The sequence below is a fragment of the Micromonospora sp. NPDC003944 genome (assembly GCF_053605225.1).
In genome coordinates, this window is record NZ_JBSGIV010000006.1 from 39,765 (window position 1) to 63,153 (window position 23,389).

The 23,389-nt window shown below is 72.4% G+C and carries 16 protein-coding genes; 7 read left to right on the forward strand and 9 right to left on the reverse strand.

Annotation, left to right across the window (positions count from 1 at the left end):
* The first annotated feature begins 9 nt into the window (after nt 1-9).
* The 3 genes from ACWER9_RS04470 to ACWER9_RS04480 all read left to right on the forward strand — a co-directional run bounded on the left by ACWER9_RS04470 (nt 10) and on the right by ACWER9_RS04480 (nt 3,915).
* Nucleotides 10-1,566: a S8 family serine peptidase gene (locus ACWER9_RS04470; protein WP_452300446.1), complete on the forward strand. Its 1,557-nt coding sequence runs from the start codon at nt 10-12 to the stop codon at nt 1,564-1,566.
* Nucleotides 1,567-1,667: 101 nt separating this feature from the next.
* Nucleotides 1,668-2,450: a zf-HC2 domain-containing protein gene (locus tag ACWER9_RS04475; protein ID WP_452300447.1), complete on the forward strand. Its 783-nt coding sequence runs from the start codon at nt 1,668-1,670 to the stop codon at nt 2,448-2,450.
* Between the two features lie 163 nt (nt 2,451-2,613).
* Nucleotides 2,614-3,915 carry a hypothetical protein gene (locus tag ACWER9_RS04480; RefSeq protein WP_452300448.1) on the forward strand — a complete coding sequence of 434 codons (1,302 nt, stop codon included), beginning with the start codon at nt 2,614-2,616 and terminating at the stop codon, nt 3,913-3,915.
* Here ACWER9_RS04480 and eccB read toward each other — a convergent pair.
* Together eccB and eccD are read right to left on the reverse strand one after the other, a co-directional pair.
* Nucleotides 3,890-5,296 carry a type VII secretion protein EccB gene (gene eccB / locus ACWER9_RS04485; protein WP_452300449.1) on the reverse strand — a complete coding sequence of 469 codons (1,407 nt, stop codon included), beginning with the start codon at nt 5,294-5,296 and terminating at the stop codon, nt 3,890-3,892. The genes ACWER9_RS04480 and eccB overlap by 26 nt on opposite strands.
* Nucleotide 5,297: 1 nt before the next feature.
* Nucleotides 5,298-6,692 carry a type VII secretion integral membrane protein EccD gene (gene eccD / locus ACWER9_RS04490; protein WP_452300450.1) on the reverse strand — a complete coding sequence of 465 codons (1,395 nt, stop codon included), beginning with the start codon at nt 6,690-6,692 and terminating at the stop codon, nt 5,298-5,300.
* Nucleotides 6,693-6,846: 154 nt separating this feature from the next.
* Here eccD and eccCa point away from each other — a divergent pair, with 154 nt between their 5' ends.
* The gene (gene eccCa / locus ACWER9_RS04495) at nt 6,847-10,788 is read left to right on the forward strand and encodes a type VII secretion protein EccCa (RefSeq protein WP_452300451.1); all 3,942 of its coding nucleotides are present in this window, start codon (nt 6,847-6,849) and stop codon (nt 10,786-10,788) included.
* A gap of 30 nt (nt 10,789-10,818) precedes the next feature.
* Here eccCa and mycP read toward each other — a convergent pair whose 3' ends face one another.
* On the reverse strand, nt 10,819-12,102 hold the full coding sequence (gene mycP, locus ACWER9_RS04500) for a type VII secretion-associated serine protease mycosin (RefSeq protein ID WP_452300452.1): 1,284 nt from the start codon (nt 12,100-12,102) through the stop codon (nt 10,819-10,821).
* A 13-nt stretch (nt 12,103-12,115) separates the two neighbouring features.
* Nucleotides 12,116-14,440: a hypothetical protein gene (locus tag ACWER9_RS04505; protein ID WP_452300453.1), complete on the reverse strand. Its 2,325-nt coding sequence runs from the start codon at nt 14,438-14,440 to the stop codon at nt 12,116-12,118.
* A gap of 110 nt (nt 14,441-14,550) precedes the next feature.
* On the opposite strand from ACWER9_RS04505, the gene ACWER9_RS04510 reads away from it, so the two are divergent.
* Nucleotides 14,551-15,882, forward strand: a complete 1,332-nt coding sequence (locus ACWER9_RS04510) for a ricin-type beta-trefoil lectin domain protein (protein ID WP_452300454.1) — start codon at nt 14,551-14,553, stop codon at nt 15,880-15,882.
* A gap of 136 nt (nt 15,883-16,018) precedes the next feature.
* Here ACWER9_RS04510 and ACWER9_RS04515 read toward each other — a convergent pair whose 3' ends face one another.
* The 4 genes from ACWER9_RS04515 to ACWER9_RS04530 form a co-directional block, all read right to left on the reverse strand.
* Nucleotides 16,019-16,507: a hypothetical protein gene (locus ACWER9_RS04515; RefSeq protein ID WP_452300455.1), complete on the reverse strand. Its 489-nt coding sequence runs from the start codon at nt 16,505-16,507 to the stop codon at nt 16,019-16,021.
* A gap of 126 nt (nt 16,508-16,633) precedes the next feature.
* Nucleotides 16,634-17,353 (reverse strand): VOC family protein, encoded by a 720-nt coding sequence (locus tag ACWER9_RS04520; protein WP_452300456.1) that lies wholly within the window; start codon nt 17,351-17,353, stop codon nt 16,634-16,636.
* Between the two features lie 687 nt (nt 17,354-18,040).
* Nucleotides 18,041-19,270: an MFS transporter gene (locus ACWER9_RS04525; protein ID WP_452300457.1), complete on the reverse strand. Its 1,230-nt coding sequence runs from the start codon at nt 19,268-19,270 to the stop codon at nt 18,041-18,043.
* Nucleotides 19,271-19,323: 53 nt separating this feature from the next.
* Complete coding sequence (locus ACWER9_RS04530) at nt 19,324-20,010, reverse strand: Type 1 glutamine amidotransferase-like domain-containing protein (RefSeq protein ID WP_452300458.1); 687 nt, start codon at nt 20,008-20,010, stop codon at nt 19,324-19,326.
* Nucleotides 20,011-20,653: 643 nt separating this feature from the next.
* Between ACWER9_RS04530 and ACWER9_RS04535 the strand changes: the two genes are divergently transcribed.
* The gene (locus ACWER9_RS04535; RefSeq protein ID WP_452300459.1) at nt 20,654-21,601 is read left to right on the forward strand and encodes an SdrD B-like domain-containing protein; all 948 of its coding nucleotides are present in this window, start codon (nt 20,654-20,656) and stop codon (nt 21,599-21,601) included.
* Between the two features lie 189 nt (nt 21,602-21,790).
* Nucleotides 21,791-22,237, forward strand: a complete 447-nt coding sequence (locus ACWER9_RS04540) for a DUF6896 domain-containing protein (RefSeq protein ID WP_452300460.1) — start codon at nt 21,791-21,793, stop codon at nt 22,235-22,237.
* Nucleotides 22,238-22,396: 159 nt separating this feature from the next.
* Here the strand turns inward: ACWER9_RS04540 and ACWER9_RS04545 are convergent, their stop codons facing one another.
* Nucleotides 22,397-23,386, reverse strand: coding sequence for a hypothetical protein (locus tag ACWER9_RS04545; RefSeq protein ID WP_452300461.1), 990 nt, complete (start codon nt 23,384-23,386; stop codon nt 22,397-22,399).
* Between the last annotated feature and the right edge of the window lie 3 nt (nt 23,387-23,389).

The window sequence follows — 23,389 nt, forward strand, 5'->3', positions numbered from 1 at the left end:
GAGGCCGTGGTGACGGTCCGATCGACGCGCCGGTGGGCGGTGGCCGCCCTGGTGGTCGCGCTGCTCGCCGTGCTGGCACCGGCCGCCCCGGCCTCGGCCGCGGTCGACGAGTACGTGCTGTACGCCACGGTCACGGCGAGCAGCTCGGGCCAGGGGCAGACCCTCACCGACATCGCCGGGCGCTACCTGGGTGACGCCGGGCGGGCCGACGAGCTGTTCAACCTCAACAGTGGACGTCGACAGCCGGACGGCAAGGCGCTCACCGATGCGGACAAGCTGACTCCGGGGTGGTACGTCGTGCTGCCCTGGGACGCCGTGGGACCCGGCGTGCAGTACGGCGTGCTGCCGACCCGGCCAGGAGACCCGTCGGCTACCGCGGTGCCCCCGTCCACCCCCACCGGACCGGGAGCTCCACCCTCGGGGCCCGACCCGCTGCCGACGTCCCGGCCGGGCGGCGCATGCGTCGCCGCCACGGTCGCGAGCGACCGCTCCACCTGGGCCACCACCCGACTGGCCGCCGACCGGGTGTGGCCCCGGACCAGGGGCGCCGGGCAGTTGGTGGCAGTCGTCGACTCCGGAGTCGACGGGCGGCTGCCGCAGTTGGCCGGCCGGGTCGCGCAGGGCGCGGACATGGTCACCGGTGGCCGGCGCGGCGACACCGACTGCCTCGGCACCGGCACCGCGATGGCCGGCCTGATCGCCGCGAGCGCACCGACGGGTGGTGGCTTCGCCGGTGTCGCGCCCGACGCGGTCGTACTGCCCATCCGGATCGCCACCGACGGCAAGCCGGTGGGCCCGGCCGACCAGGCCGCCGCCATCGAGGTGGCCGCCTCCGCCGGCGCCACCGTGATCGCCCTGGGCGACCACGTCACGGTCACCGACGAGAACGTGCGACGGGCGATCGAGCAGGCGCTGTCCCGCGACATCGTGGTGATCGCGGGCGCCCCCGCCGGTGCCAGGAACGCCGGAGCGGCCGACCTGCTGCCGGAGTACCTGCTGCTTGTCGGCGGGGTGAGCGCGGACGGCAAGGCGGCCGAGGAGTACGCGACCGACACCGTGGACGTCGTCGCGCCCGGCGTCAACGTCTCCAGCCTCGGCATCACCGGCACCACCGGGTTCGTCGGCAGCGGCACCCGGTACGCGGTGGCGCTCGTCGCCGGAGAGGCGGCGCTGGTGCGGGCCGCGCATCCGCGGCTGTCGGCGGTCCAGGTCGCCCGTCGGATCGTGCTGACCGCTGACGAGATGGGTGGAGCGCCGCCCGGCAGTCCCTACGGGCACGGCATGATCGACCCGGAGGCCGCGGTCGTCGAGGACCTGCCGGACGAGACCGAGTCGGTGCCGCCGGAGTCGGCCGGCACCAGCGGCGGGGTGGCCGGCACCGGCACGGTGGCGCAGATCGCCGTCCTGCTCACCATGGTGGCCGCCCTGGTGGCCGGCGCGTTGCTGGTGATCCGGCTGCGCCGCTCCACCCGCCGCCGCCCCGACGGCCCCGGCGAGCAACCCGTCGCCGCCGAGCCCACCGCCGCGTCCGAGCCGGAAACCTCGGCACCGAGCGGTGGACGATGAAATCTTCCACTGCTGAACCGGCGCACCGTCGCACTCGTTCTCCAGGTGGCAGGGGGATGTGTGGACGGGGGGCGACCAGGGACATGAGGATTTGATGCCCAGTGGGCGACATCGGATGTGACGAGCCGGAGCTGCGCGGAAAGATCGCGCTCTACGTCGCCGGCCGGATCTCGGGCAGCGAGCAGTGGGAGGTGGAGGAGCACCTCGCCCACTGTGCCGACTGTCTGCAGGAGAGCCAGGTCCTCGGCGACGCCGTGCTCGCGCTCGCCGTCCTCGGGGAGGGGGACCGGCGGGAACTCGTCGCCGACTTCGGCGTGCCGATCGCCGCGACGGCCATGCGCGGGGGCGCGCGTCCGGTGACGGGGTCCGCCCCGCCGTCGCGTGCCGACGCGGAGCGACGCCCGGCGTCCCGGCCGTCCGGCCCGGCCCGTCCCGGGTCGCGCTCCGGCCGGCAGTTACGCCGCAAGCCACTGTTGGCCGCGGGCGGCCTGGTGCTTGTCGTCCTGCTGGCCATCGGCGGCGTGCTCGGCCAGTCCCTCCTGAATGAGTCGCCGCCGCCGGTCGCGCTGGTCGCGGACTCCGGAGGAAGCGCCAGCGGCGCCGTCCTGTCGGTGACGGTGTCGCCAAACGGTGGTGACGCTGCCGTGCGGGCCACCGTGTCCGGCCTGGAAGCGGGTCGCAACTACCGTTTCTACGTCACCGACGTCGCCGGCAACAGCTACGACATCGCCGGGCTGACCGGAACGGGGCAGACCCAGGACCTCACCGGCGCGTGCCCGGTGCCGATGGACCGGCTGGAGCGATTCAGCGTGACGGCTGCGGACGGCGCGCTCGTCGTCGCCGCGACGGTCCGCCGCACCACGACGCCGGCCCCGACCGATTAGCCATTCAACAAACTCTCAGTCGCCGATTCCCCACAAGAAACATCGAACGCTTACGATCGCGGGATGCCCTCCCCTCGCGGCGTGCGTCACGCCGGTTCGAGGTCGTCGTCTGCATGACGCCCGACCAGTCCCAGTTGACCAATCCACCGGCGGCCCACCCCTGATGGCACCTCCCGCAGCCACCCAACCCGGGCCGCGTCGACAATCCCCCGGTGCCCTGCGCTGGCTGGCCGACGGTGTGGCAGTGGTCGGCCCGGACCCGGGCGGCGTCGTCGCCGTCGCGGCCGCCCGGTTGCCCAGCGCACCCGGCGTGGTCACCGTCGTCGGCGAGGTCGCCGGTCCGGAGGACTGGGCGGCGATCACCGAGGCACTACCGGCGCTGGTCCAGCCCGGCACAGCGGTCCGGCTGGCCATCTCCGGCGCCGGTACCGCCCTCGGGCCGGGCGCCACGCCGGACCTCGACGCGTCCCCGGCCGCCGCCCTGTCCCGACAGGTGCAGGCCGACGTGTACGCCCCGGACGGGCCGGTGCTGCTCGTACCCGGTGGCTCCCTGTACGCGGACGCGGGCTGGCGGCGGTCCACCGGTTCCGGGCCGTCGACGCCGGCCGGTCTGCGCCACCCCCGCCCGCACTGGGAACCGGAGATCGACACGGTCGCTCGGCACACCGGGGGCGCTCTGCGGGCGCGGTCGGTTCCGGCCGGGCTGTGGGTGTACCGGCAGACCACGGACCGGACGCCGGTCTCCTCCGACGACCCGGTGTACGCCATCCCGGCGGACAGCGAGCGGGCCGTGATGGTGATCGGCCGTCCCGGCCTCGATCCGCCGGACCCGCGGGCGGTCCGTACCGTCGTGGACGCGCTCGACCCGTCGGTGCTGCTGACGCCGTACGGCGTACCGCTGTCGCTGGTGGTGGACCTCGCCAGCGATCTCGCCGGGCGGTGGGGGAGGCCGGTGGAGGTGGCGACGGGTCTGCCCACCCTGGACGACGAACAACGCCTGGTGTCCGCCGCGGTGGACCCCGACGGTGGGGGTTGGTGGACTCCTCCGGTGACCCGGCTGAGGTGCGTGCCGGGCCGGCCGCCAGCTCCGGTGACGCCGCCGGCGGTCGTCGCGGGGTTGCCCAGGGACGGCGATGCCTACCGGCTCGCCGACGGGTGGACAGTGGAGCCGACCGCATGGGGGCTGTGGGTCCGCCGACCGCACCTGCGCGCGGACCGGGACGACCCACGCCACCGCCCGACCGATGGCACCCGGCTCACCATCCAGGTCGGTCTGCCGGGTGAACCACCGCCACCCGAGGTCCGGTCGGTGCTGTCCGGTCTCGTCGCCCGGCTCACCCCGCAGCAGCGGGCGCGCACCACGATCACGCCGGACGAGGTCGACGTCCTGGTCCACGCTTCGGCCGGGGCGGGGCCGGCCGGGGCGGACGGTGGGCGCATCAGCGGCCCCAGGTCCGACCGGTGAGCGCGGCGTCCCGGTCGAGCGCCGGCCCACTGGGCAACATGGCGAGGAACTCCCGGGGCACGTCCGTGGGCGATACCCCGGCGTAGCCGAGCGAGTCGGTCGCCGTGTCGTCAGGTAGCGGAAACTTGACCCCGAACTCGGACACCAGGTAGACGCCGGTGGGCACCGCGCCGGGCGCTGGGCGGTCGCGCAGCAGCAACCCACTGCCGGTGCGCAGGACCACCTCGTCCGCCAGCCCGGCCGCCCTCGGGTCGGCGGGCACCGCGACGGCCCGGTCGAGCGCGGCGTCGGCGACCGCGAGCGTCTCGGACCGCACGCTGCCGGAGGCGACGCTGTGCCGTACGCAGGGCACGGCCCCGCCCAGGTCGTTGACGAGTGGCGGGGGCTCCGCGGGGAAGCCGGTGACGTACTCACCGCCGCCGAGCATGGGCGCGGCCTGCATCGCGTCGGCGTCCACCGGGATCGGGCGAGGGGCCGAACCGGGGTAGGAGCGCCGGCTGGCGGGGTCACCGAGCAGCAGCGCGCCGACCGTACGGCTGACCGGCGCGAACCCGTCCGTCCGGGCCAGGTACAGCTCACGCGTGGCGAGCGCCGGGTTCGCCACCTCGAAGATCTGCCCGACCACCGACGGGATGCCACCGACCACCGGCCCGGCCTGCCCGCGCCCGGTGATCACCGGTACGACCAGGTCACGCCCGGAGTCGATCGGGTTGAGCCACGCCTCGGTGACCCGTACCGGGGGCACGCCGCCGTAACCCAGCGCGACCCGGGTCTGGTCACCGGCGAGGCGATACCGACGGCTCTGCCACACCAGGTGCAGCCCGTTGTCCGGCGTGGAGACCAGGAGCGCGCCCGGGTCCCGGCCCGGCACGTCGTCGAGGACCAGGGTGGTGCGCTCCGCCCTGGTGCGGTCCAGGGGGCGCCGGGTGCACACCGTCCACGCGCCCCGGTAGAGCTGTTTGCCGGTCGGCACCGCGTCCGGCGCGTCCGGGATCCCCACCGGCGCACCGATCGGCACCCCGGTGAGCGAGTTGCGCGACACCGACTGCACCGGGGCGGCGCTCTGCAGGATCAGCGCCGCCGACGCGTAGTTGAGCACCGGCCGCAGCTCGCCGCCGAGCAGCAGGTACCGCGCCCCGGTCTCCTTCACGACGATGATCGAGCCGGGCTTGCGCCACTTGTCGCTGCCACCGGGGCGGAGCAGCCCGTAGATGCCGAAGCCGGCCGCGATGAGCACGGTGAGCAGCAGTCCCACGGCCGTCCCGATGGTGAACCGCCGGTGCGGCGGGTCGTCGCCCTCCGGGCGGCCCTTCATCAACGCACCGATCAGCCGCCCGGCCTCGAACAGGTACGCCTGGACCTGGTCCCTCCGCGAGCGCACCTCAGCCGGCCCAGGCCCGGATCGCGGCATAAACGCCGAGCACGGCGCCGAGCACCGGCAGGACCGCCAGGGCGACGACAAGTTCGAGGATGTCGGCGGCCCGCGCCCAGTACGGCCGGAGCCGCCGCCCGGGCAGGACCGTGCTCGCAGCGAGGAAAGCCAGGCCGATCGTGGCGAGCAGCGGCAGCGCCACCACACGCAGGTAGAACTGTTGCTCGCCGCCCCAGCCCAGCAGCACCAGGACGACGAGAGCCGTCGCCGGAGCCAGCACCGTCCAGCGCTGGACGGCGCTGGTCAGGTGGCGCGCGCGCAGCAGGAGCAGCGCGGCCGTGACCAGGCCGAGGACCCGTGGCCAGGTGCCGCCGGGCAGCACCAGGAGGGTGGCCAGCGGCAACTGCGCCGCCCCGACCCCGATCAGCAGCGCGGACTGGTGCCCGACGGCGGCGTTGCCGCGCTCCACCACCAACCGGTACGGGATGGGGTCGATGTCGTCGGAGAGCTGCTCCGGCCGGCGCGGCATCATCGGCAGCAGCAGCCCGCCGAGGCGGAACGCCAGCAGCGGCAGCGCCATCATCACGATCAGCGTGACGACAAGTGTGGTCCCGGCGACGCGCTGGGTGTCGTACCCGCCGGCGGCGGCGACCACGGCTGGGGTGCCGGTCAGCAGCAGGGCGGTGATCGCGCCGGTGAACAGCAGCGCGCCGTCGGCGACCGCGGCGAAGCCGGCGCAGGCCGCGGCGAGTGCGCAGAGACAGACCGCCGAGACGGTGACCGTCCAGGAGGTGCCGGGCGCCGCCCACTGGGTTGCCGTCCACCCGGCCGCTGCGGCGTACGCGGCGGCGCAGCCGGCCAGCAGGGTGCCCGCCACGGGGTCGGTCGCGGCCCGGCTGGCCAGGCCCGCCGCGCCGACGAGCAGCAGCGCCGCCGTCGCGGCGGCGAGCGCCCGGTACGCCGGCGGCCCGCCCAGCGCCAGCACCGGCAACCCGGTCAGGACGGCCAGCCCGCCGAACGCCAGCAGCATCGCCCTCAGCCGGCCCGGCGTCCAGGTGCCCTGGTGCCGTTCGACCTGCTCGGCGAGCCCGTCGATGAGGTCGTCGTAGCCGATCGGAGGGAGCGCGCCGGCCCGTGGCCGTACGTGCACGGTGTCGCCGTCGAGCAGGTCGAGGTCGGCAGGGGTGCGCTCCTCGTCGAGCGGCGCCTCGCCGAGCCGTTGCAGGACCCAGCCGTCGTGGCCGGCGCCGTGGTCGCCGGCCTGTGGGTCGAGGGTGGACAGGACCACGGGGAGGACGTCGATGAGCGGTGTCTCGACCGGCACCGCCATGTCAGCAACCGCATCTTTCAGGACAAAACGTAGCCTTACCGGCGCTGCCGTGCGATGCTGAACCAGTTCGTCCATCGTTCGAACCCGATTCCCTCCTGTCGCGGAACGCCGACCAGATCTCGCCAGATCAGGGCCGCCACGCTAGTGGCGGCGGCATACCACCGGTCCCGTCGACGCGGGGCCGGCCCCAGGTCGGGGGGAAACCTCCACGAACGACGGGAGTACGCGGGTGGGCACCACGCCTTTCGTCCGCCGCCCACGCACCGCCGGTCCGGTGGCGCCGCCGGGAGAGATCGAACTCCAGCCCCCACCACCGGTGCCGGAGCCGGCCGCGGGTGGGATGGGGCAGATCTGGCTCTACATACCGATGGGCCTCGGGTCGATGGCGATGATGCTCGTCTTCGTCCGGCGCGACGCCGGCGTGCTCGCGTACATCGGTATGGGTCTGATGGCGGTGTCGGTGGTCGCCGGTGTCGTCGTGCCGTTCTTCCGGTCGGCGAGCGAGCACAAGGAACGCATGCACGGTGACCGCCGCGACTACCACCGCTACCTCACCCAGATCCGCCGGCGGGCCCGCACCGCGCTGATCGACCAGTACCGTGCGGCACGCTGGCAGCACCCCGACCCCCGGGCGCTCTGGTCGCACGCGCTGAGCCGCCGACTGTGGGAACGCCGCACCGCGCACGAGGACTTCGGCGAGGTGCGCGTCGGAGTCGGCGTCCGGAAGTCGACGACAGCACTCGTCGCGCCGCAGAGCAAACCTGTCGAGGAGCTGGAGCCGATGGCCGCGCACGCGTTGCGCCGCTTCATCCGCGCCTACTCGACCCTGCGCGACGCGCCGGTCGCCGTCTACCTGCGGGGGTTCGCCCGCGTCCAACTCACCGGCGACCCGGTCGCCGCGCGCGGCCTCGCCCGCGCGGTGCTCGCCCAACTCGCCGTCGCGCACGCCCCCGGTGACCTGGTCGTCGTGTGCCTGGCCGCACCCGGCCAGCAGCGGGAGTGGGACTGGCTGAAGTGGCTGCCGCACGCGCAACACGACGACGAGCCCGACGGTGCCGGCGCCCGCCGCCTCGTCGCCGCGGACCTGCCCGGGCTCGACGCGCTGCTCGCCAGGCTCGGCGTCGCCGACCGCCCGGCGTTCGAGCCGGACACCCCGATCACCGCGTCCGAACCGTTCACCGTCATCGTGCTCGACGGGCCGACGATCCACGCCGAGCACCGGCTCGCGGTGGAGGGCTACCGCAACACGGTCGTCCTGGACACCGCCGGCGCCCTCGACGTGCAGGCCCGAGCGCAGACCCTGGTCGCCGAGGTGACCCCGGAGGACCTGCACCTGGTCACCTTCGACCACCTCGGCAAGCCGTCCCACGACCGGCTGTGCCGCCCGGACACCCTCGGCCTGCCGATGGTGGACGCCCTGGCCCGCAGCATCTCCCGCTACCGCATCGGCCAGGCCGTCGACACCGAGGAACCGCTGGCCACCGACTACGACCTGGCCGGCCTGCTCGGGATCACCGACCTGCACACCTTCGACCCGGACGCCTACCGGGCGAACCGACCGGCCGCGCAGCGGCTGCGCGTCCCGATCGGCATCTCCACCTCCGGCGCCCCGATCGAACTCGACCTCAAGGAGTCGGCCGAGAACGGCATGGGCCCGCACGGCGTGCTGATCGGCGCGACCGGCTCCGGCAAGAGCGAGCTGCTGCGGACGCTCGTGCTCGCGCTCGCCACCCGGCACACCTCGGCCGAGCTCAACCTCGTCCTCGTCGACTTCAAGGGCGGCGCCGCGTTCCTCGGCTTCGACCGGCTACCCCACACCGCGGCGGTGATCACCAACCTGGCCGACGAGCTGGAACTCGTCGACCGGATGCGCGACGCGCTCACCGGCGAACTGGTCCGCCGCCAGGAACACCTGAGGGCCACCGGCAACCACGCCTCCCGGCGCGACTACGAACGGGCACGCGCCGAGGGCGCCCCGCTGGAACCGATGCCGGCCCTGCTCATCGTGGTCGACGAGTTCAGCGAGATGTTGACGAGCAAGCCGCAGTTCATCGAGGTCTTCGCGATGATCGGCCGGCTCGGGCGTTCTCTCGGCGTGCACCTGCTGCTGGCCAGCCAACGGCTCGACGAGGGACGCATCCACCAGATCGAGTCGCACCTGTCGTACCGGATCGGGTTGCGCACCTTCTCCGCCATGGAGAGCCGCAGCGTGCTAGGCGTCGCCGACGCGTACGAGCTGCCTAACGTGCCGGGCAACGGATTCCTGCGCTCGGACATCCAGACCCTGACCCGGTTCAAGGCCGCCTACTCCTCCGGCCCGTACCGGCGGACTGGGCGGACCCGGCGGGGCGCCGCGCAGACCGGCCTGGTCCCCTTCGGCACCGGTCACGTCGAGCCGGTCGCGCCGCCCCCGGACGTCCCCGACGACGTGGACGGCGAGAAGCCGCCGATGCTCGCCGAGGTGCTGCTCCAGCGTCTGCAGGGTCTCGGCCCCGCCGCGCACCAGGTGTGGTTGCCGCCGCTGCGGGAACCGGCCACCCTGGACCGGCTGCTGCCACCCCTCACCGAGGACCCGGCTCGGGGCCTGTGCCCGATCGGTGGTTACCAACCGCTCACCGTCCCGGTCGGGCTGCTCGACCTGCCCGCCCAGCAACGTCGTGAGCTGCTCGTCGCCGACCTGTCCGGCGGGCGCGGCAACGTCGGTGTGGTGGGTGGGCCGCAGAGCGGCAAGAGCACCCTGCTGCGGACGCTGGTGTGCGCGCTCGCGCTCACCCACGGCCCGGACGACGTGCAGTTCTACTGCCTCGACTTCGGCGGCGGCAGCCTCGCCTCGCTCGCCGGTTTGCCGCACGTCGGCTCGGTGGCGAACCGGCTCGACCGGGACCGCGTCACCCGGACCGTGCTGGAGCTGTCGAACGTGCTTGCCGCCCGGGAGAACCTGTTCAGCAGGCACAACATCGACTCGATGGCGAGCTACCGCCGGATCCGCGCCGCCGGTGGCCTGCGCGACCAGGACCCGTACGGCGACGTGTTCCTCGTCGTGGACGGCTGGTTCTCCGTACGCCAGGACTTCGACGAGTTGGAGCCGCGGCTCACCGACATCGCCGCCCGCGGCCTGGGCTTCGGCGTGCACCTCGTCGTCGCCGCACGTCGCTGGGCGGAGATGCGGCCCTGGCTGCGTGACGTCCTCGGCACCCGGTTCGAGCTGCGCCTCGGTGACCCCGTCGACTCCGAGATCAACAGCAAGTTCGCGGCCACGGTGCCGGCCATCCCCGGACGCGGCATCGTGCCCGAGCGCCTGCACTTCCTCGGCGCGCTGCCCCGCGTCGACGGCGACAGCGGCACCGAGGACCTGGCCGACGGGGTCGCCGACCTGGTCGACGCGGTCGCCGCCGGCACACTGCCGCGCGCGCCGGAGGTCCGGCTCCTGCCGAACCGGCTGCCCGCCACCGCGCTGCCCGCACCGACCGCGGCCCGGCCGAGCGCCGACGTCCAACTCGCCCTCGGCCTCGACGACGTCAAGCTGGAACCGTTGTGGCACGACTTCGACACCAACCCGCACCTGTTGATCTTCGGCGACGCCGAGACCGGCAAGACGACGCTGCTGCGCCACCTGGCCCGCTCGATCGCCGCGCACCACCCCGCCGACCAGGCGCGGATCATCTTCGGTGACTTCGGCCGCGAGTTGTACGACGCGGTGCCGCAGGACCACCAGATCGGCTACTCAGTCAGCGGGGGCTCACTCTCCACGGCCCTTCAGGAGGCGGCCGGGCTGCTCAAGGACCGGGTGCCGGGCCCGGACATCATCCCGAGTCGGCTGCCGTCGCGGGACTGGTGGACCGGGGGACGGATCTTCGTCCTCGTCGACGACTTCGAGCTGGCCGAGGCCGAGAAACCCCTCCAGCATCTCCTACCGTTGCTTCCGCACGGCGCGGACATCGGGCTGCACCTGATCGTGGCACGACGGACGGCGGGCGCCTCCCGCGCCATGATGGACCAGGTCGTCCGGCGCACCTGGGAGCTGGGCAACGCGGCGGTCCTCTTCTCCTGCCCGCGCGAGGAGGGATCCTTCCTCGGTGGGGTGCGCCCCCGCACGCTGCCGGTCGGTCGGGCTCAGTACATCGACCGCAGGCGTACCCTACGTCTGGTGCAGACCCCCGTCCTCGAGTGACCCGGCGGAGCATCGCCCCGCCGGTCGCGGTCAGCGCACCGGCGGGGCAGGCTCCACGTCCGGCGCGGCAGAGCCCGGCGCGGCTGAGCCCGGCGCGGCAGGGTCCGGCAGGGCAGGGGCCGGCCGGTACGGGTGCACCGCCCGCGCCGGTCGCCAGCGGCGGCGGTGACCGACGGGACCGAGAACGGCCAGGACCGCACCACCAGCCGCGGCCAACAGCACAAGTGCCACCCCGGCGGCCAGGAACGGGCCCACCTCGGCGGACTTCTCCAGGTCCGGGGCTGCCGCGCGCCTCGCCGCACCCGACACCGTGCCCGCCCTGCCCTCCTCGGGCAGCACCGTCGCCACGGCGGCCATCGGGTTGACGACGCCCCAGCCGAACAGCGCGTCCGGCAGCTCCGCGGCGGGCAGGTCGGCGGTCGCCTGGAGGCGGTGCCGGATCTGCGCCGCGCTCAGCCCCGGCCGGTAGGCCCGGACCAGCGCTGCGGTCCCGGCGACGAACGGCGTGGCGTAGCTGGTGCCGCTTCCCTGCCAGTGGCCGGGGCCGCGCGGACCGATGCTGACCACGTCCTCACCCGGGGCGACCAGCGAGACAGGTGCGCTCTGCGCGGCGGCGTCGGAACGCCGCCCGCTGGTGCCCATCGCCCCGACGGCGAGGACGCCGGGGAACGCCGCCGGGTACGTGCGGACGCCGGTCCCCTCGGCGCGGTTGCCCACCGCGGCGACCACCACCACGTCGCGCTGCTCGGCGTAGCGGACCGCGCTCTCCATGGCCGAGCTCCGCACGGTGGTGCCGGCCGAGACGTTGATGACGTCCGCACCCCGGTCCACCGCGGTACGGATACCCGTGGCGATCGCCTCGGGTGCTCCCTCCGGCCGGTCGGTGATGCGGATCGGCAGGATCCGTACCTTCGGCGCGACGCCGACGAAACCGGTGCCCGCCGCGGGCGCCGCCGCGATGATGCCCGCCACGAACGTCCCGTGCCCCAGACAGTCGGAGTCGGCCCGTCCGCCGCCGGCACGCGTCAGGTCGACACCCGACAACACCCGTCGGGAGAGCTGCGGGCTGCGACCGTCCACCCCGGAGTCCAGGACGGCGACGATCACGCCCGCGCCCTCGGTGAGGGTCCACGCCCGCTCCGGCGTCAGGTGCCGCTGCGGCCACGGGATGTCCCGGTTCGAGCTGCTCGGCGCCGGCAGACACTGCCCGGTCCGCAGCGGGGGAGCGACGGGTGCCGCCCACACCGGGCCGGTGCCGAGGACCACGGCGCAGAGCCCGGCCGTGGCGGTGGAGACGAACCGTCGGAGGCGCATCCGAGGTCACCTTTCACGAGGTCAGTGAGGCGTTCGTGGTCAGCGTCTGGTCGACGAAACCCAACGGTGGCCCGGCCAGGCGCCCGGCGGTGCGGGCGTCGGTGACCAGCCGGGGGACGCTGGACCGCCGCCGGTCCAACGCCCGATCCAGCCGCCGGAGAGCTGCCCGGTCGTCGTCGAGAGCGCGATCGCTCTCGGTGTCGCTCGGCAGCAGCTCACGCAACAGGACCACGGTGGCGGGCAGCGCGGTCCGGTCGGCGTTCGGCTCGTCGCGAATCGCCAGCACCTTGAATCGGGAACCGGCGAGAAACACCGCCTCGTCCAGGTCGCTGTGCTCGGCGAACGCACCGAGTTGCCGGGCTGTGCGCGACCACACCAGGAAGTCCACATCCGCCTCCTCGGTCGCCACGTCGGTCCGGGCGCTGACGCTGCGGAACGCCGGTTCGACGAGCGTGGTGCCCTCCGCGTACAGCCGGCGGGCCGGTACGCCGAGCCGGCCCTGCCCGACCACCGCCCGGCGGCACGGCGGCAGCCGGCGCAGTCCGGAAACCAGGCAGGGCAGATAGCCGGGGGTGGTGGGCATCCGACCCGCTCGTACCGCGGCGTTGACCTCGTCGGCCGACGCGCCGCTCTGGCCGAGGAACGCCCGGACCGCGACCAGATCCGACTTCTCCGCCGCCGCGATGTCCTGCCGCAGAGCAGGCCAGGCGGCGAGGGCGGCGTTCACCGTGGTGATCGAGTCGTCGAAGGCGGCTCCCATCGCCGCGGCCAGCGCGGACTGCTCCTCCAGGGTGCTGGGCCGGTCGGGCACGGGCACGGCCGACGCCCGCACCCAGCGCTGCTCCTCGTCCACAACAGGCGCGTCGGCGACATCCGGGCCGGAAATGGTCCGCATGGCCGGGATCGGCCCGATGCCGGCCAGGCGCAGCGGTGGCGCGGGTTCGTCCAGCACGGGCTCAACGTTGCTGGCTTGCGTGCGGTTGGGCGGTGGCGCGGGTTCGTCCGACCGGGGCCGCTCGGGGTCGACCGGAGTGCGAGTGAGCGGCGGATCGGGTGCGAGCGGGTCGGCGGCCGGTGACCCGGCAGCGACCTGCGGGGCGTCCGGTTCGATGACCGGCGGGGCGACCGGACGCGGTGGCAGTGGAAGGGTCAGCGCGACCGAGCCCGCGCGTGCCCAGGTGGGACGCGCGGGCGGCGGCTCGGCCACCATCGGCTCGGCCACCATCGGCGCGACCGGCGGGTCGTCGGGGATCGCCCGCTCCGTCGAGCCGCCCGCCTGGCGGACCGCCGCAAGCATCGCCGGAGACGTCTCCGGCCGCCACACGAGTTGCCCCGCCACCGGGTCGACGAACGCCAGGTCCGGCGACCCGTACCCACCCTCGCGGCGCAGCAGCACCCCGGACGGCACCACTTCCGCGAGCAGCCCCGGCACCGTCTGATGTCGGTAGAGCCGGTCCCCGACGCGACACCAGCCGTCCCTGATCACCGGCACCGTCTCCCAGGCCGGCTCGATCGGTGTCGGTTCCGGCAGCCGGTCGCCGCCGAGCAGGGCGGCAAGCGCGTCGAACCACGCCGGCTCGGGCGTGACGTCCGACGGGTCCAGCAACGCCGTCTCCACCCGTACCGGAAAGTGTGCCGGCAGCCCGGCGAAGAGCGCCGCGACATCCGCCGGCGGAACCGGCGGCAGGCCGGCGTTGCGGAGCGCGAGCACCGGCCCGCGCGGGTCGACCGGGATACGGTACGCCGGGTCCCCCGCGGCGGCCGGTGCCGAGGTGGCCGCGCGCAGCAGCATGCCGGCCGGCACCGGGTCCGCGACCAGCCGCCCGAGCGTTGCCGGCCGGTCAGGGAGGGCTGGCTCCCACGCCGGGGTGGGGCAGCGGTTGGCGCTGACCGGGCAGCCGCCGTTGCCCCGGAATGATCGCCAGCCCCAGGCGCCGGTGCCGCCCGCGGCGTACCGGGTCCCGCCGGGAACCGCGACGACCGGGCCGTCCGGGGCGAGCAGTTCCAGTCCGGTACGTGCCGCGAGGTCGGTCAGCCACGGGGCGTACGCCTCGTCGGGCCGCCCCACCCGGTCGGCCGCCAACCACACCCGCCCGGTCCCGCCGATCCCCGCGGCCTCCTGCACGACGGCCCGCAGGAGCGTGGCGCAGCCCGGTTCGCGCAGCGCACGGTCCGACGGCACGACCAGGATGTCGGGGGGCGCCTCGGCGCGCAGCAACCGCCACAGGTCCAGCGGCTGATCAAGGGGGTGTGAGATGACGGCCGTCGCGCCGTGCCACTCACTGTGCAGTGGGGCGCCTCGTCGGCGGATCCTCAGCCCGATCGCAGTCACGTTCACTGAACGGGCGCGGTACCCCGCTCGGTTCACGCGCTTAGACGCCGGGCAAAATCCTCCCCGTCGATGTCTATTCGAATGAACGAGCGCGCTCCCGTCCACGTTGATAAGACGTGGCTGCTACCGGGAAAGGGTGGAACACGGTGCGGGGCTTCGGGCTACGGACGCTCATCGGGACCGACCGCGGCATGCGCGCCGGGGTGGCGGCACTGATCGTGCTGGTGCTGGTGGTCGGCCTCGGATGGGGCTTCGCCTACGCCGACAAGGACGCCGTGGTCGGCCGCGCGCTCTCCGGGGAACAGCTCACCGCGGTGTACCGGGCGGGTCACGCCTGTCCCGCCCTGACCTCCGCCCGCCTCGCCGGTCAGCTCATGAAAGAGTCCGATCTGAACCCTGCGGCGGCGCGGACCACCTCGGGTGGTCGAGGCATCGCCGGGCTCACCGACGAGCAGTGGAAGCAGTGGGCGCCGTGGCCCGGCGCTCAACGCGAGGACACCGGGGCGAGCGTTCTGGCGCTTGCGCACCTGATGTGCAACCTCGTCGGTCAGGTCCGCGCGAGCGGTGTCGACGGCGACTCGTGGCGACTGGCGCTCGCGGCGTTCCGGTCGGGTCTCGCCGAGGTGCGCCAGGCCGGCCGGGTGCCCGGCAAGGCCAACGACTACGTCGGCCAGACCGGGAAGTACGCGGCCTACTACGAGAGCCTGCCGCAGTTCGCCTCCCCTGGTTCGACCCAGTACACGGCGAACGGGCTGGCGCCGGAGGCGGTGCCGCTCCCCGACGAGCTGGTCGGCGCGGTCGTCGCGGCGGGGAGCCGGTGTCCTGAGGTGAGTCCGGCGGCGATCGCCGGTCAGCTGATGGCGCTGTCCGGCTTCAACGCCGAGCAGCGGGGCACGTCCGGGCAGTTGGGCATCGCCGGGTTCTCCGACGACCTGTGGCAGGAGAACGCCCCGAAGGGCGCCTCGGTGTGGAATCCGCAGGAGGCGGTGCCGGTGTTGGGAAACGCGATGTGCCGTCTGGTCCGTGAGCTCACCGCGCTGCCCGGAGATCCGTACCTCCTGGCCGCGGCCGCCTGGCAGGCGGGTGTCGACACGGTACGCCGTGCCGGGGGCGTGCCCGACGTGATGACGCGGGCCTACCTGGAGAACGCCGCCGCGTACACCGACTACTACCAACTCGACAGTCGACTGGCCGCGTCGTCAGTCCCGTCCGCTGCGTCGCCCTCGCCGTCGTCGGTCACCGCGTCGCCGTCCGTGCGGCCGTCAGCTCCGACGAAGGGCACGCCGGCAACCACCCGAGGCGCCACCACCAAGCCGGCCGCACCGCCGGCTACGACGGCGAAGGCACCCGCGACGACGCCGGCCCCGACGTCCGTGTCGACGGCACCGGGTGGCCCGCGAGGGCCGGGCGGTGGAGGCTACCCGTGCCGGCGTCGCTGCCGCTGGTGACCACCGCTCTGCATGCCGTTGGTCGAGCGACGAGCGGGAGCACCGCGTGCTGCGGTCTATGACGCAGCCCGCGCGGACATGCAATCGGCGGTGACCACCCTGGTGGTGGCCACCGCCGATTGCGTGGTCGAACCGGTCAGGCGGCGGGGCAGGCGGTGTCCAGCTCCTTGATTGCGGTTTCCAGGGCCTTCTTGCTGGGCTTGGCGTCGGCGGACTTGCTGTACGCGTCGCTCAGGCTCATCATCTCGTTCTGGATCTTCTCGGAGGCGGCGGTGACCGCCTCGTTGGCGCCCATCGCGTGCGCCAGGATCGCGACCGACCCGGCGGCCCACTGGGCACTGACCGCGAAGTGCCCGGCAGGCGGGCCGATCTTCTCGGCCTTGGTGATCTTGGCGGCGTTGTCCTTGATGTCCTTCTTGATGTCGGCGCAGGCCTTCACCGTCGCCGCGTCGTTGGCTGCGGCGCTGGGCGTGGTGGTGGCCGCACCGCCGGTCGGGGCGGCGCTCGAAGCCGCCGGGGACGGCGAGGTCGCGGTGGCCTCGGATTCGGGCTGCGGATCGCAGCCGGACATCGCGATCGCCGCCGCAACGGCGAGGCCGGTCAGGACGAGTCGAGAGCGGCTCATCGATGTTTCCCCCATGATCTTCATGGTCGGCGACGCTACCAGTCGCGCTCGAACGGGTGGGACCAGTTATCGGGCCGGGACCCAGCTCTGCAGCCGGATGCGAGGCAGCCTCCGGCCTGCGGTGAGTCAGCGCAGTGCTGCTGCGAGGTCGGCGGCGTTGTCGAACGCGGGTGCCGCCCGTTCGGCTTCGTCGTCGGTGAGCGTGACGGACCGGGCGCGGGCCAGCATCTCGGCCGCCGTCTGCGGATCACTGAGCACCATCGCGAGTTCGGCGCGGTAGACCAGGACCTCCACCTGCTCGACCGGGTCGTCGTCGTGGTGTGGACGGGCCAACGCGCTGTCGAGGATCCGAACTGCCTGTCCGACGCTCCCCCTGGAATCGGCCTGCACGACAGCATTCGCGAGGGCCTTGGCCAGCCGCCCGCCAGGCGCGGTGGCCGGCACGGGTGCGGTGGCGGCGTCCCGAAAGACGCGGATCCAGTTGCCGCCCGGGTCGATGACGCTGAATCCGCCCAACCCGTCGGCGTTCTTCCGAGCCCTCGGTCGGGTCATCCGTGGCGTTCCGGACACCAGTACCTTGCCGTACGCGGCGCGCATGCCGGCGACGAAGGCCCGGTGCAGCCCCTCGATGTCCGCGGTGAGCACGAGACACGAGCCGTAGGACTGCTCCGGGTCGAATCCTGCGATCTCGAAGAACTGCAGGTGCAGGTCTTCCCGCTGCACCCCCACACACGCGTAGGGCTTGCGTTGCTTGTACGTGGTGTGGAAACCGAGAACTCCGTAGAAGCTCTCGATGTCGTCGATGGATGGGCACGGCAGCAGGGGAACGGTCCGCTCGTTCGTCATGCCTCCTTCCTAAGCGTCGCGAGGCGTTCATCGCCCATGGAAATAGCCGATCATCGCCCTCGCCTACCGGAACGGCTGATGACCCAGAACGCGACGTCGCCCCTCAGCGCTCGGCACGATGACAGAAATGGGTAGCCGCGCCAGCCCGTCCCGTCCTACCGTGTCTTTTCGCGACTCACTCACGAGAGGACCGCACCCCGCGTGACACCGCCCGCTCTGTAGCCCTGACACCTTTCCGTGCATCGGTCGCCGACGTCACCGTCGGCTCTCTTTCCATGCCTTCCGTCAGGTCTTCAGAGGGATCATGTCTACGCGTCCTCATATCGTCTTGTCCTGGGCCCTGCGCACGCGCCTGCCGCTGCTCGCGTTCAGCTGCGCCCGCTGCCACTCCGGCCTCGCCAGCACCGGCGACGGCACGTTTCGCGGCAATGCCAACCGCCAACTCCTCGACATCCGGGTCCCGGCCGCCCGCGTTCCCCGCGACCGCACCAGCACGATCACGGTTCGCGGTCGCGTGAAGGTCCACTCAGGCAACTCCTCCCGCCGTGGGCCCGGGCTGGGGCGAGAGGCACGGTGGCCCTGCCCTGGGCTGCATCGCGCGGCGGTCCGCGCGCGGTCGCTCATGACCGGGCGCGAACGAAGCTCAGGGCCGGCCCGATACCGGCGACGACGGTGAACGGCCGGGGGTCAGCGGACACCGTCGCGGAGCCGTCCGTCCTGGCGACGCGGGATCACGAGTGGACCACGACGTCCCAGCGTCCACACGCTGAGCGCGAGACAGCAGAGTGCTGCTCCCATGATCGTGACCGCTGCCCAACCGCCCACGGACCAGAGCGTGGTCGCGGCGGCGGAGCCGATCGCGCCGCCGATGAAGTTGGCGGTGGCCAGCGCCGTGTTGAGCCGGCTGCGGGCTTCGTCGGAGAGGGCGAACAGTCGCGCCCGGTTGAGGAGAGCCTGCGTCTGGAGTGCGACATCGATCATGACGATCGCGATGATGATCAGTGCTACGGACCGGCCGGCGAAGGCCGCGACTGCGAAGGCACCGAGGGCCAGTACCCACGCCGCGCCGGTGGCCGGAAGCGACCAACCCCGGTCGTGCAGACGACCGCCGTGCAGGCCGGAGAGGACACCAGCGAGACCGGCCATACCGAACAACCCGATCACCGCTACCGGGTACCCGAACGGCGGGCTGCTGAGTAGGAACGTCAGCGCCGTCCAGAACAGCGAGAACGCGGCGAACCCGGTGGCGGCGAGGACGAGCGTCCACCGGGCCGCCCGCTCGCGCATGACCATTGCGCCGACCGAGACGATGAGCTGCGGGTACGACACGCGCGTCCGTGGTGGCAGCGGCGGAATCGCGCGGTAGAGCAGGGCCGCGAGCAGCACGGCGACGACCGAGGCCAGGACGTAGACCGTCCGCCAACCGGCGGCGCTGGCGACGAACCCGCTGATCGTGCGGGAGGCCAGGATGCCGGTGAGAGTGCCGGACCCGACAACGCCGACGACCCGACCGCGGTGGGTGTCGCCGGCCAGGTCCCCGGCGAGCGGCGTGAGGATCTGCCCGGAGATCGTCGTGACACCGAGCAGGCCCAGCGCGAGCAGGAGGACGCCGATCGTCGGAGCCAGCGCGCACAACAGCAGCGCAGCGGCCGAGGCCAGCAGCATCACCGGCACGAACCGGCTGCGGTCGAGGACATCGCCGAGCGGCACGAGCAGCAGTACGCCGACGGCGTAACCGACCTGCGTGGCGGTGACCAGCCATCCAGCCGTCGCGGGCGCAGCGTGTAGATCACCAGCGATGAAGCCGAGCAGAGGTTGCGCCCAGTACAGGTTGCCGATTGCCACTCCCGCCGACACCGCGAACAGGAACGTCAGCTGACCGCCCATCGTTGACGGCGCCATGCGGGGTGCTGCCATTCCGCCACGCTATGGCGCGGATTCAAGGCGCCGGGCCAAGCCCTAGGGGCCGGTCAGGGGTTGATCAGTCTCCATTCGCCTTCGGAGACGACGTCGACACTGCCATCGACCACCTTGATGGCGGTGCTGTCGTCGATGGCGTAGGTCGGGACCGGGATTCCGGACGCCCACTTCTGGATGTGGGACAGCTCGACGTCCTCCATGTCCGGATGATCGAGGTGGGGGTACAGCGTGAAGTCCACGAGCCCCAGCGCCCGGTCGGCGTCCTGCGCCCTGTCGCTGCCGTCGGGAACGAATCCGAGGTCGAATTCGGCGTCGCAGTTGTAGGGGGTGACCGCGATGCTCCCGGCGCTGACGCCCACATAGACCGTGTCACGCAGCGACGGCAGGAGGGCAGCCAGGCCCGACTTGCGCAGCCAGTAGGTCAGGTACAGCACGTCGCCTCCCCAGACGAGAAGAGCGTCGGCCTCCCGGACCGCCGGGACCCAGTTCTCCTCCCGGATGCTCGGCAGGGCGGTGAGCTCCAGCAACCCCAGGGATTTCCAACCCAACTGGCACAGCGGGATCGTGGCGTGCCCGTGAACCGCCTTCCACGCCCTCTCGGCTCCGCCGGGAAAGGGATAGACGCCGGTGGGGACGAACAGGGCCGTGGACTCGGCGATCGGCTTGCCCAGCAGGTCGACGAGCGCGTCGGTGATGCTCGGGTTAGAGATGCCCGACGACGTGAGAAGGAACTTCATGCAATCCGCTCTCCTGAAGCCACCGCATGGCGGCGATCATTCTTCCGCGTCGGTGTGATTCATCGGCGACTGAGTGCCCTGCTGTGGCATTGCAGATGCCGCGACACGTCCCCGAGCGGGGACGCCGACCCATACGGTAGCCATCGATGGAAACCACGCCATGGGAGCCCGCCACGCCCGCGCCTCGTGCCGCCTTGCCGCTGAAGGGCGCGCGAGGGTGGGATCATCGCGGCCTGATGCCTACGTCCCGATCCATCGCAACGACCACATCGTTGCCGCGACGCTGCGCGCGGATCGGCAGCGCATGCGGCAGACCGGCCGGTGGTTGGTGCGGCACAGCAACGGCCGCAACGCCGCCACGGTAGACCTCGCCATGCTCCAGCAGCCGGATCGGTGCAGCGCGGTCCAAACAGGCCTCGAACCGACAGCGAGTCTTCGCCTGGTTCGTCGACCACATTGCGGCGCGGGCTGCATCTTGGCGGGCTCAGCTCTGTCAGCCAGGGCCCGTTCGACGGCGGATCCGAGAGTGTCGACCACGGTGCTTCCGGTCGTCGGTCGGGCAGCATCCGCAGTTGGGACAGCGGAGCGACTGGCCCGGCCGCTAGCATCGCGCTGATTCCCAACCCCCATTACGGAGACCTTCATGCGCAAACTTGCCGCTGCCGCCCTCGTGGGTGTGCTCGTGGCCGTCCTTCCGGCAACGGCCGCCCTGGCCGCCGACCCGAAGCCGGATATCGCGGTGACCTCCGCCGCCGACAAGGCCAACTACGCCGAGGGCGAGACCTTCACCATCACGGTCACGGTGAAGAACAAGAGTTCCGTCGACGCCAAGCGCGTGCACTACACCGGCGGCGACAGCGAGGGCGTCGACGGTGTCACCTACGGCGAGCTGTCGACCGGCTTCGACCTCGCCGCCGGTGCCACCAAGACCGTTGAGCTCACCGGTAAGACCAACCATGTGGCGTGGCAGACCGGTCGCGGATATGTCGCCTTCGAACTCACTGCCGACAACGGTGAGGCCAACGACGCCGACAACACCACCATCGCACGGCTTCCGGTGGCGGGCGCCTTCGGCGATCTCGGCGGCTACGTCTACCAAGGTGAGTCTTTCGACGCCGAGTGGACGCCCCAGACGCCCGGCGTCCCGGGTGTCAAGGTCGTCGCCAGCAGTGCCGACGGCAAGACGACGTACGCCGACGCCGTCACGGACACCAAGGGCCTCTTCCGTCTCGCTCATCTCCCGGCCGGCGACGTTCTGCTGACGTTCAACGCCCCGGCGGGCTGGAAGATCATGGCCGGCGAGAACGGTGAGGACGACCACACTCCGTCGCAGGTCAGCGGCGACGACAGCGACGAGCCGCGCGTCTTCGTGCCGGCGAAGAAGGTCGCCGTGGGCTCGCCGTCGGCGTCCCCGTCATCGCCGTCCCCGTCCTCGCCGTCAGCGCCGTCGCCGTCGTCGAGCGCCGGTCCGGGCCTGCCGATCACCGGTGACAACACCATGCTTCTCGTCGGCGCGGCTGCGGCCGCCGTCGCGCTCGGCACCGTGCTGGTGCTCGCCGTACGGCGCCGCCGCGTACACCTGCAGGCCTGATCGACCGAGATTCACCCCATCGGCCGAACACCCGCAGGTCGTAGCGTTCCCCGCTATGCCGAGTAAGGCGAAGGGCGCCGAGGCCCAGCATCACGCTGGAGCCTCGGCGCCGCGAATACGCCCTCAACGCGGATCTCCGGCGCCCAGGCGACGATCAACCCGGTGAGCAGGACCAGTCATACTTCACGCATGCCGCAGGATGCTTCATCTACTGCCGCTGTTCGGCGGTACGCCGCTGAGCTGGGCGATATCCGCAGTCGGCTACTTGCCGACTTGCTGCCCATCACGGACATCGCGGATCTTCTGGCAGCGGTTCGCTCGCGCCGAGAACTGCCCCGGGAGGGCGTCACCCGCAGCGGGATCGAGTACACCGTCCACGGCGCGGGGTGCCGCATGGTCAGCTCTGACGGCAGGGCAGTCGACGTCGACCTGGTCACCGATCCTGTCCTCGGGCGCGCGGTCGAAGCATTCGACGCCTGGCGCATTCGCTGGTTCCTCGACGAGGCCGCCGATGATGGCTACGACCATGAGGAGATCGTCGAGGCGTGTATCCACCTTGCCCGGGAGGGTCACCTACGCGAGGTGGTCGAGGGCCGTTGGTTCGCGTTGCCTGATGCTCCAGGTGGTTCAGGCTGAGTCATGGCCGCTCTGGCAACGGCCTCGCTCCTGGTCACGCTCTGAACGCGTCGGATGACGTCGCCAGCAGCCCCCGATGATGCGCCCTCCAACGACGCCCGTGCCGGCTGGTGATGGTCGCACGGTGCAACAGCACCGAGGGCGTCCGAAGGAGCCACGTCACTGCATCGCGGTGGCCGGGGGGTGGTCGAATGATTCGGGGCAGCGGAAGACGTACAGCGAGTACCCGCGTCCAATCTGTACCCCAACAACGTCCGGGGACGCGCTCGGGTCCTCCTCGGACGGGCGCCAGCTGCAATGCACGCCGTTCCACTCGCCCGAATCCACAGCGAAGACCAGGACCATCGTGGTGCCGCAGGAAGCACAATCCATCGGGTACGGATCGGTCAGTGACCAGTTCGCGTACCCGCCGACCTTCCATCCCGGTGCGAGCGACAGGTCGGTCCGATAGTGGGGACGGCTCTCGTCCTGGTGGTCATCCCACTGGTCGAGCCGTGCGCGTAGGTCATCGGGGAGCAGCGCGGCGTACTGGTATTCGCGGACCTGCTCGGGGTGCACCACACAGGGAACCGGCAGGTACCTGTCGCTGATCACCGACGGTTCGGGAAGGGCTTCGAGCAACGGACCGACGGCGGAACTGTCGCGCCAGTGGAGGAAGGCGCGAGGGCTGTAGTGCCGGTCCGAGTGGTCCACCGGGCACCACAGCACCTGGAGCAGGTCGGTGCCGTCCGGGCCGGCGTAGTCCGGGATGTCCCGTCGGTACAGCTGCGCGACCGGGACCAACGGGATGGGATCGTCGATCAGGTCGTCCAGGTCCAGAGCATCGGCCGCATCGAGTTCGGCCCGCTCCTCCGCGGTCAAGAAATCCCCACCCGGCAACTGTTTCCGGGCTTCCGCGGTCGCGAGGATCTCCCGCCTGCGGCGCAGAGCGGCAGGTGTCGTCAGGTCCCACGGCTCGTGCGCCTCGGCGTCGCCGCAGACCGGCCATTCCTCGTCGGCCGGCCACAGCAGCGGTCCGCCGACCGAGCTGTCCGTGACGGTCGGCTCGCCCGGTCGGGGATGCAGGCGGGTAGCGGTGAGGGAGTGTTCCCGCAGCTCGGGGAAGAGTGCGGAGATGTCCAGGGGACGCGGAGGTGTGGTGCGGACCATGGA

Coding starts and splice junctions, on each gene's coding strand:
- ACWER9_RS04525 (WP_452300457.1), bottom strand. CDS start 19,270: ATGGCAGCACCCCGCATGGCGCCGTCAACGATGGGCGGTCAGCTGACG.
- ACWER9_RS04535 (WP_452300459.1), top strand. CDS start 20,654: ATGCGCAAACTTGCCGCTGCCGCCCTCGTGGGTGTGCTCGTGGCCGTC.
- ACWER9_RS04480 (WP_452300448.1), top strand. CDS start 2,614: ATGGCACCTCCCGCAGCCACCCAACCCGGGCCGCGTCGACAATCCCCC.
- ACWER9_RS04540 (WP_452300460.1), top strand. CDS start 21,791: ATGCCGCAGGATGCTTCATCTACTGCCGCTGTTCGGCGGTACGCCGCT.
- ACWER9_RS04545 (WP_452300461.1), bottom strand. CDS start 23,386: ATGGTCCGCACCACACCTCCGCGTCCCCTGGACATCTCCGCACTCTTC.
- mycP (WP_452300452.1), bottom strand. CDS start 12,102: ATGCGCCTCCGACGGTTCGTCTCCACCGCCACGGCCGGGCTCTGCGCC.
- eccD (WP_452300450.1), bottom strand. CDS start 6,692: ATGGACGAACTGGTTCAGCATCGCACGGCAGCGCCGGTAAGGCTACGT.
- ACWER9_RS04530 (WP_452300458.1), bottom strand. CDS start 20,010: ATGAAGTTCCTTCTCACGTCGTCGGGCATCTCTAACCCGAGCATCACC.
- ACWER9_RS04520 (WP_452300456.1), bottom strand. CDS start 17,353: ATGACGAACGAGCGGACCGTTCCCCTGCTGCCGTGCCCATCCATCGAC.
- ACWER9_RS04515 (WP_452300455.1), bottom strand. CDS start 16,507: ATGAGCCGCTCTCGACTCGTCCTGACCGGCCTCGCCGTTGCGGCGGCG.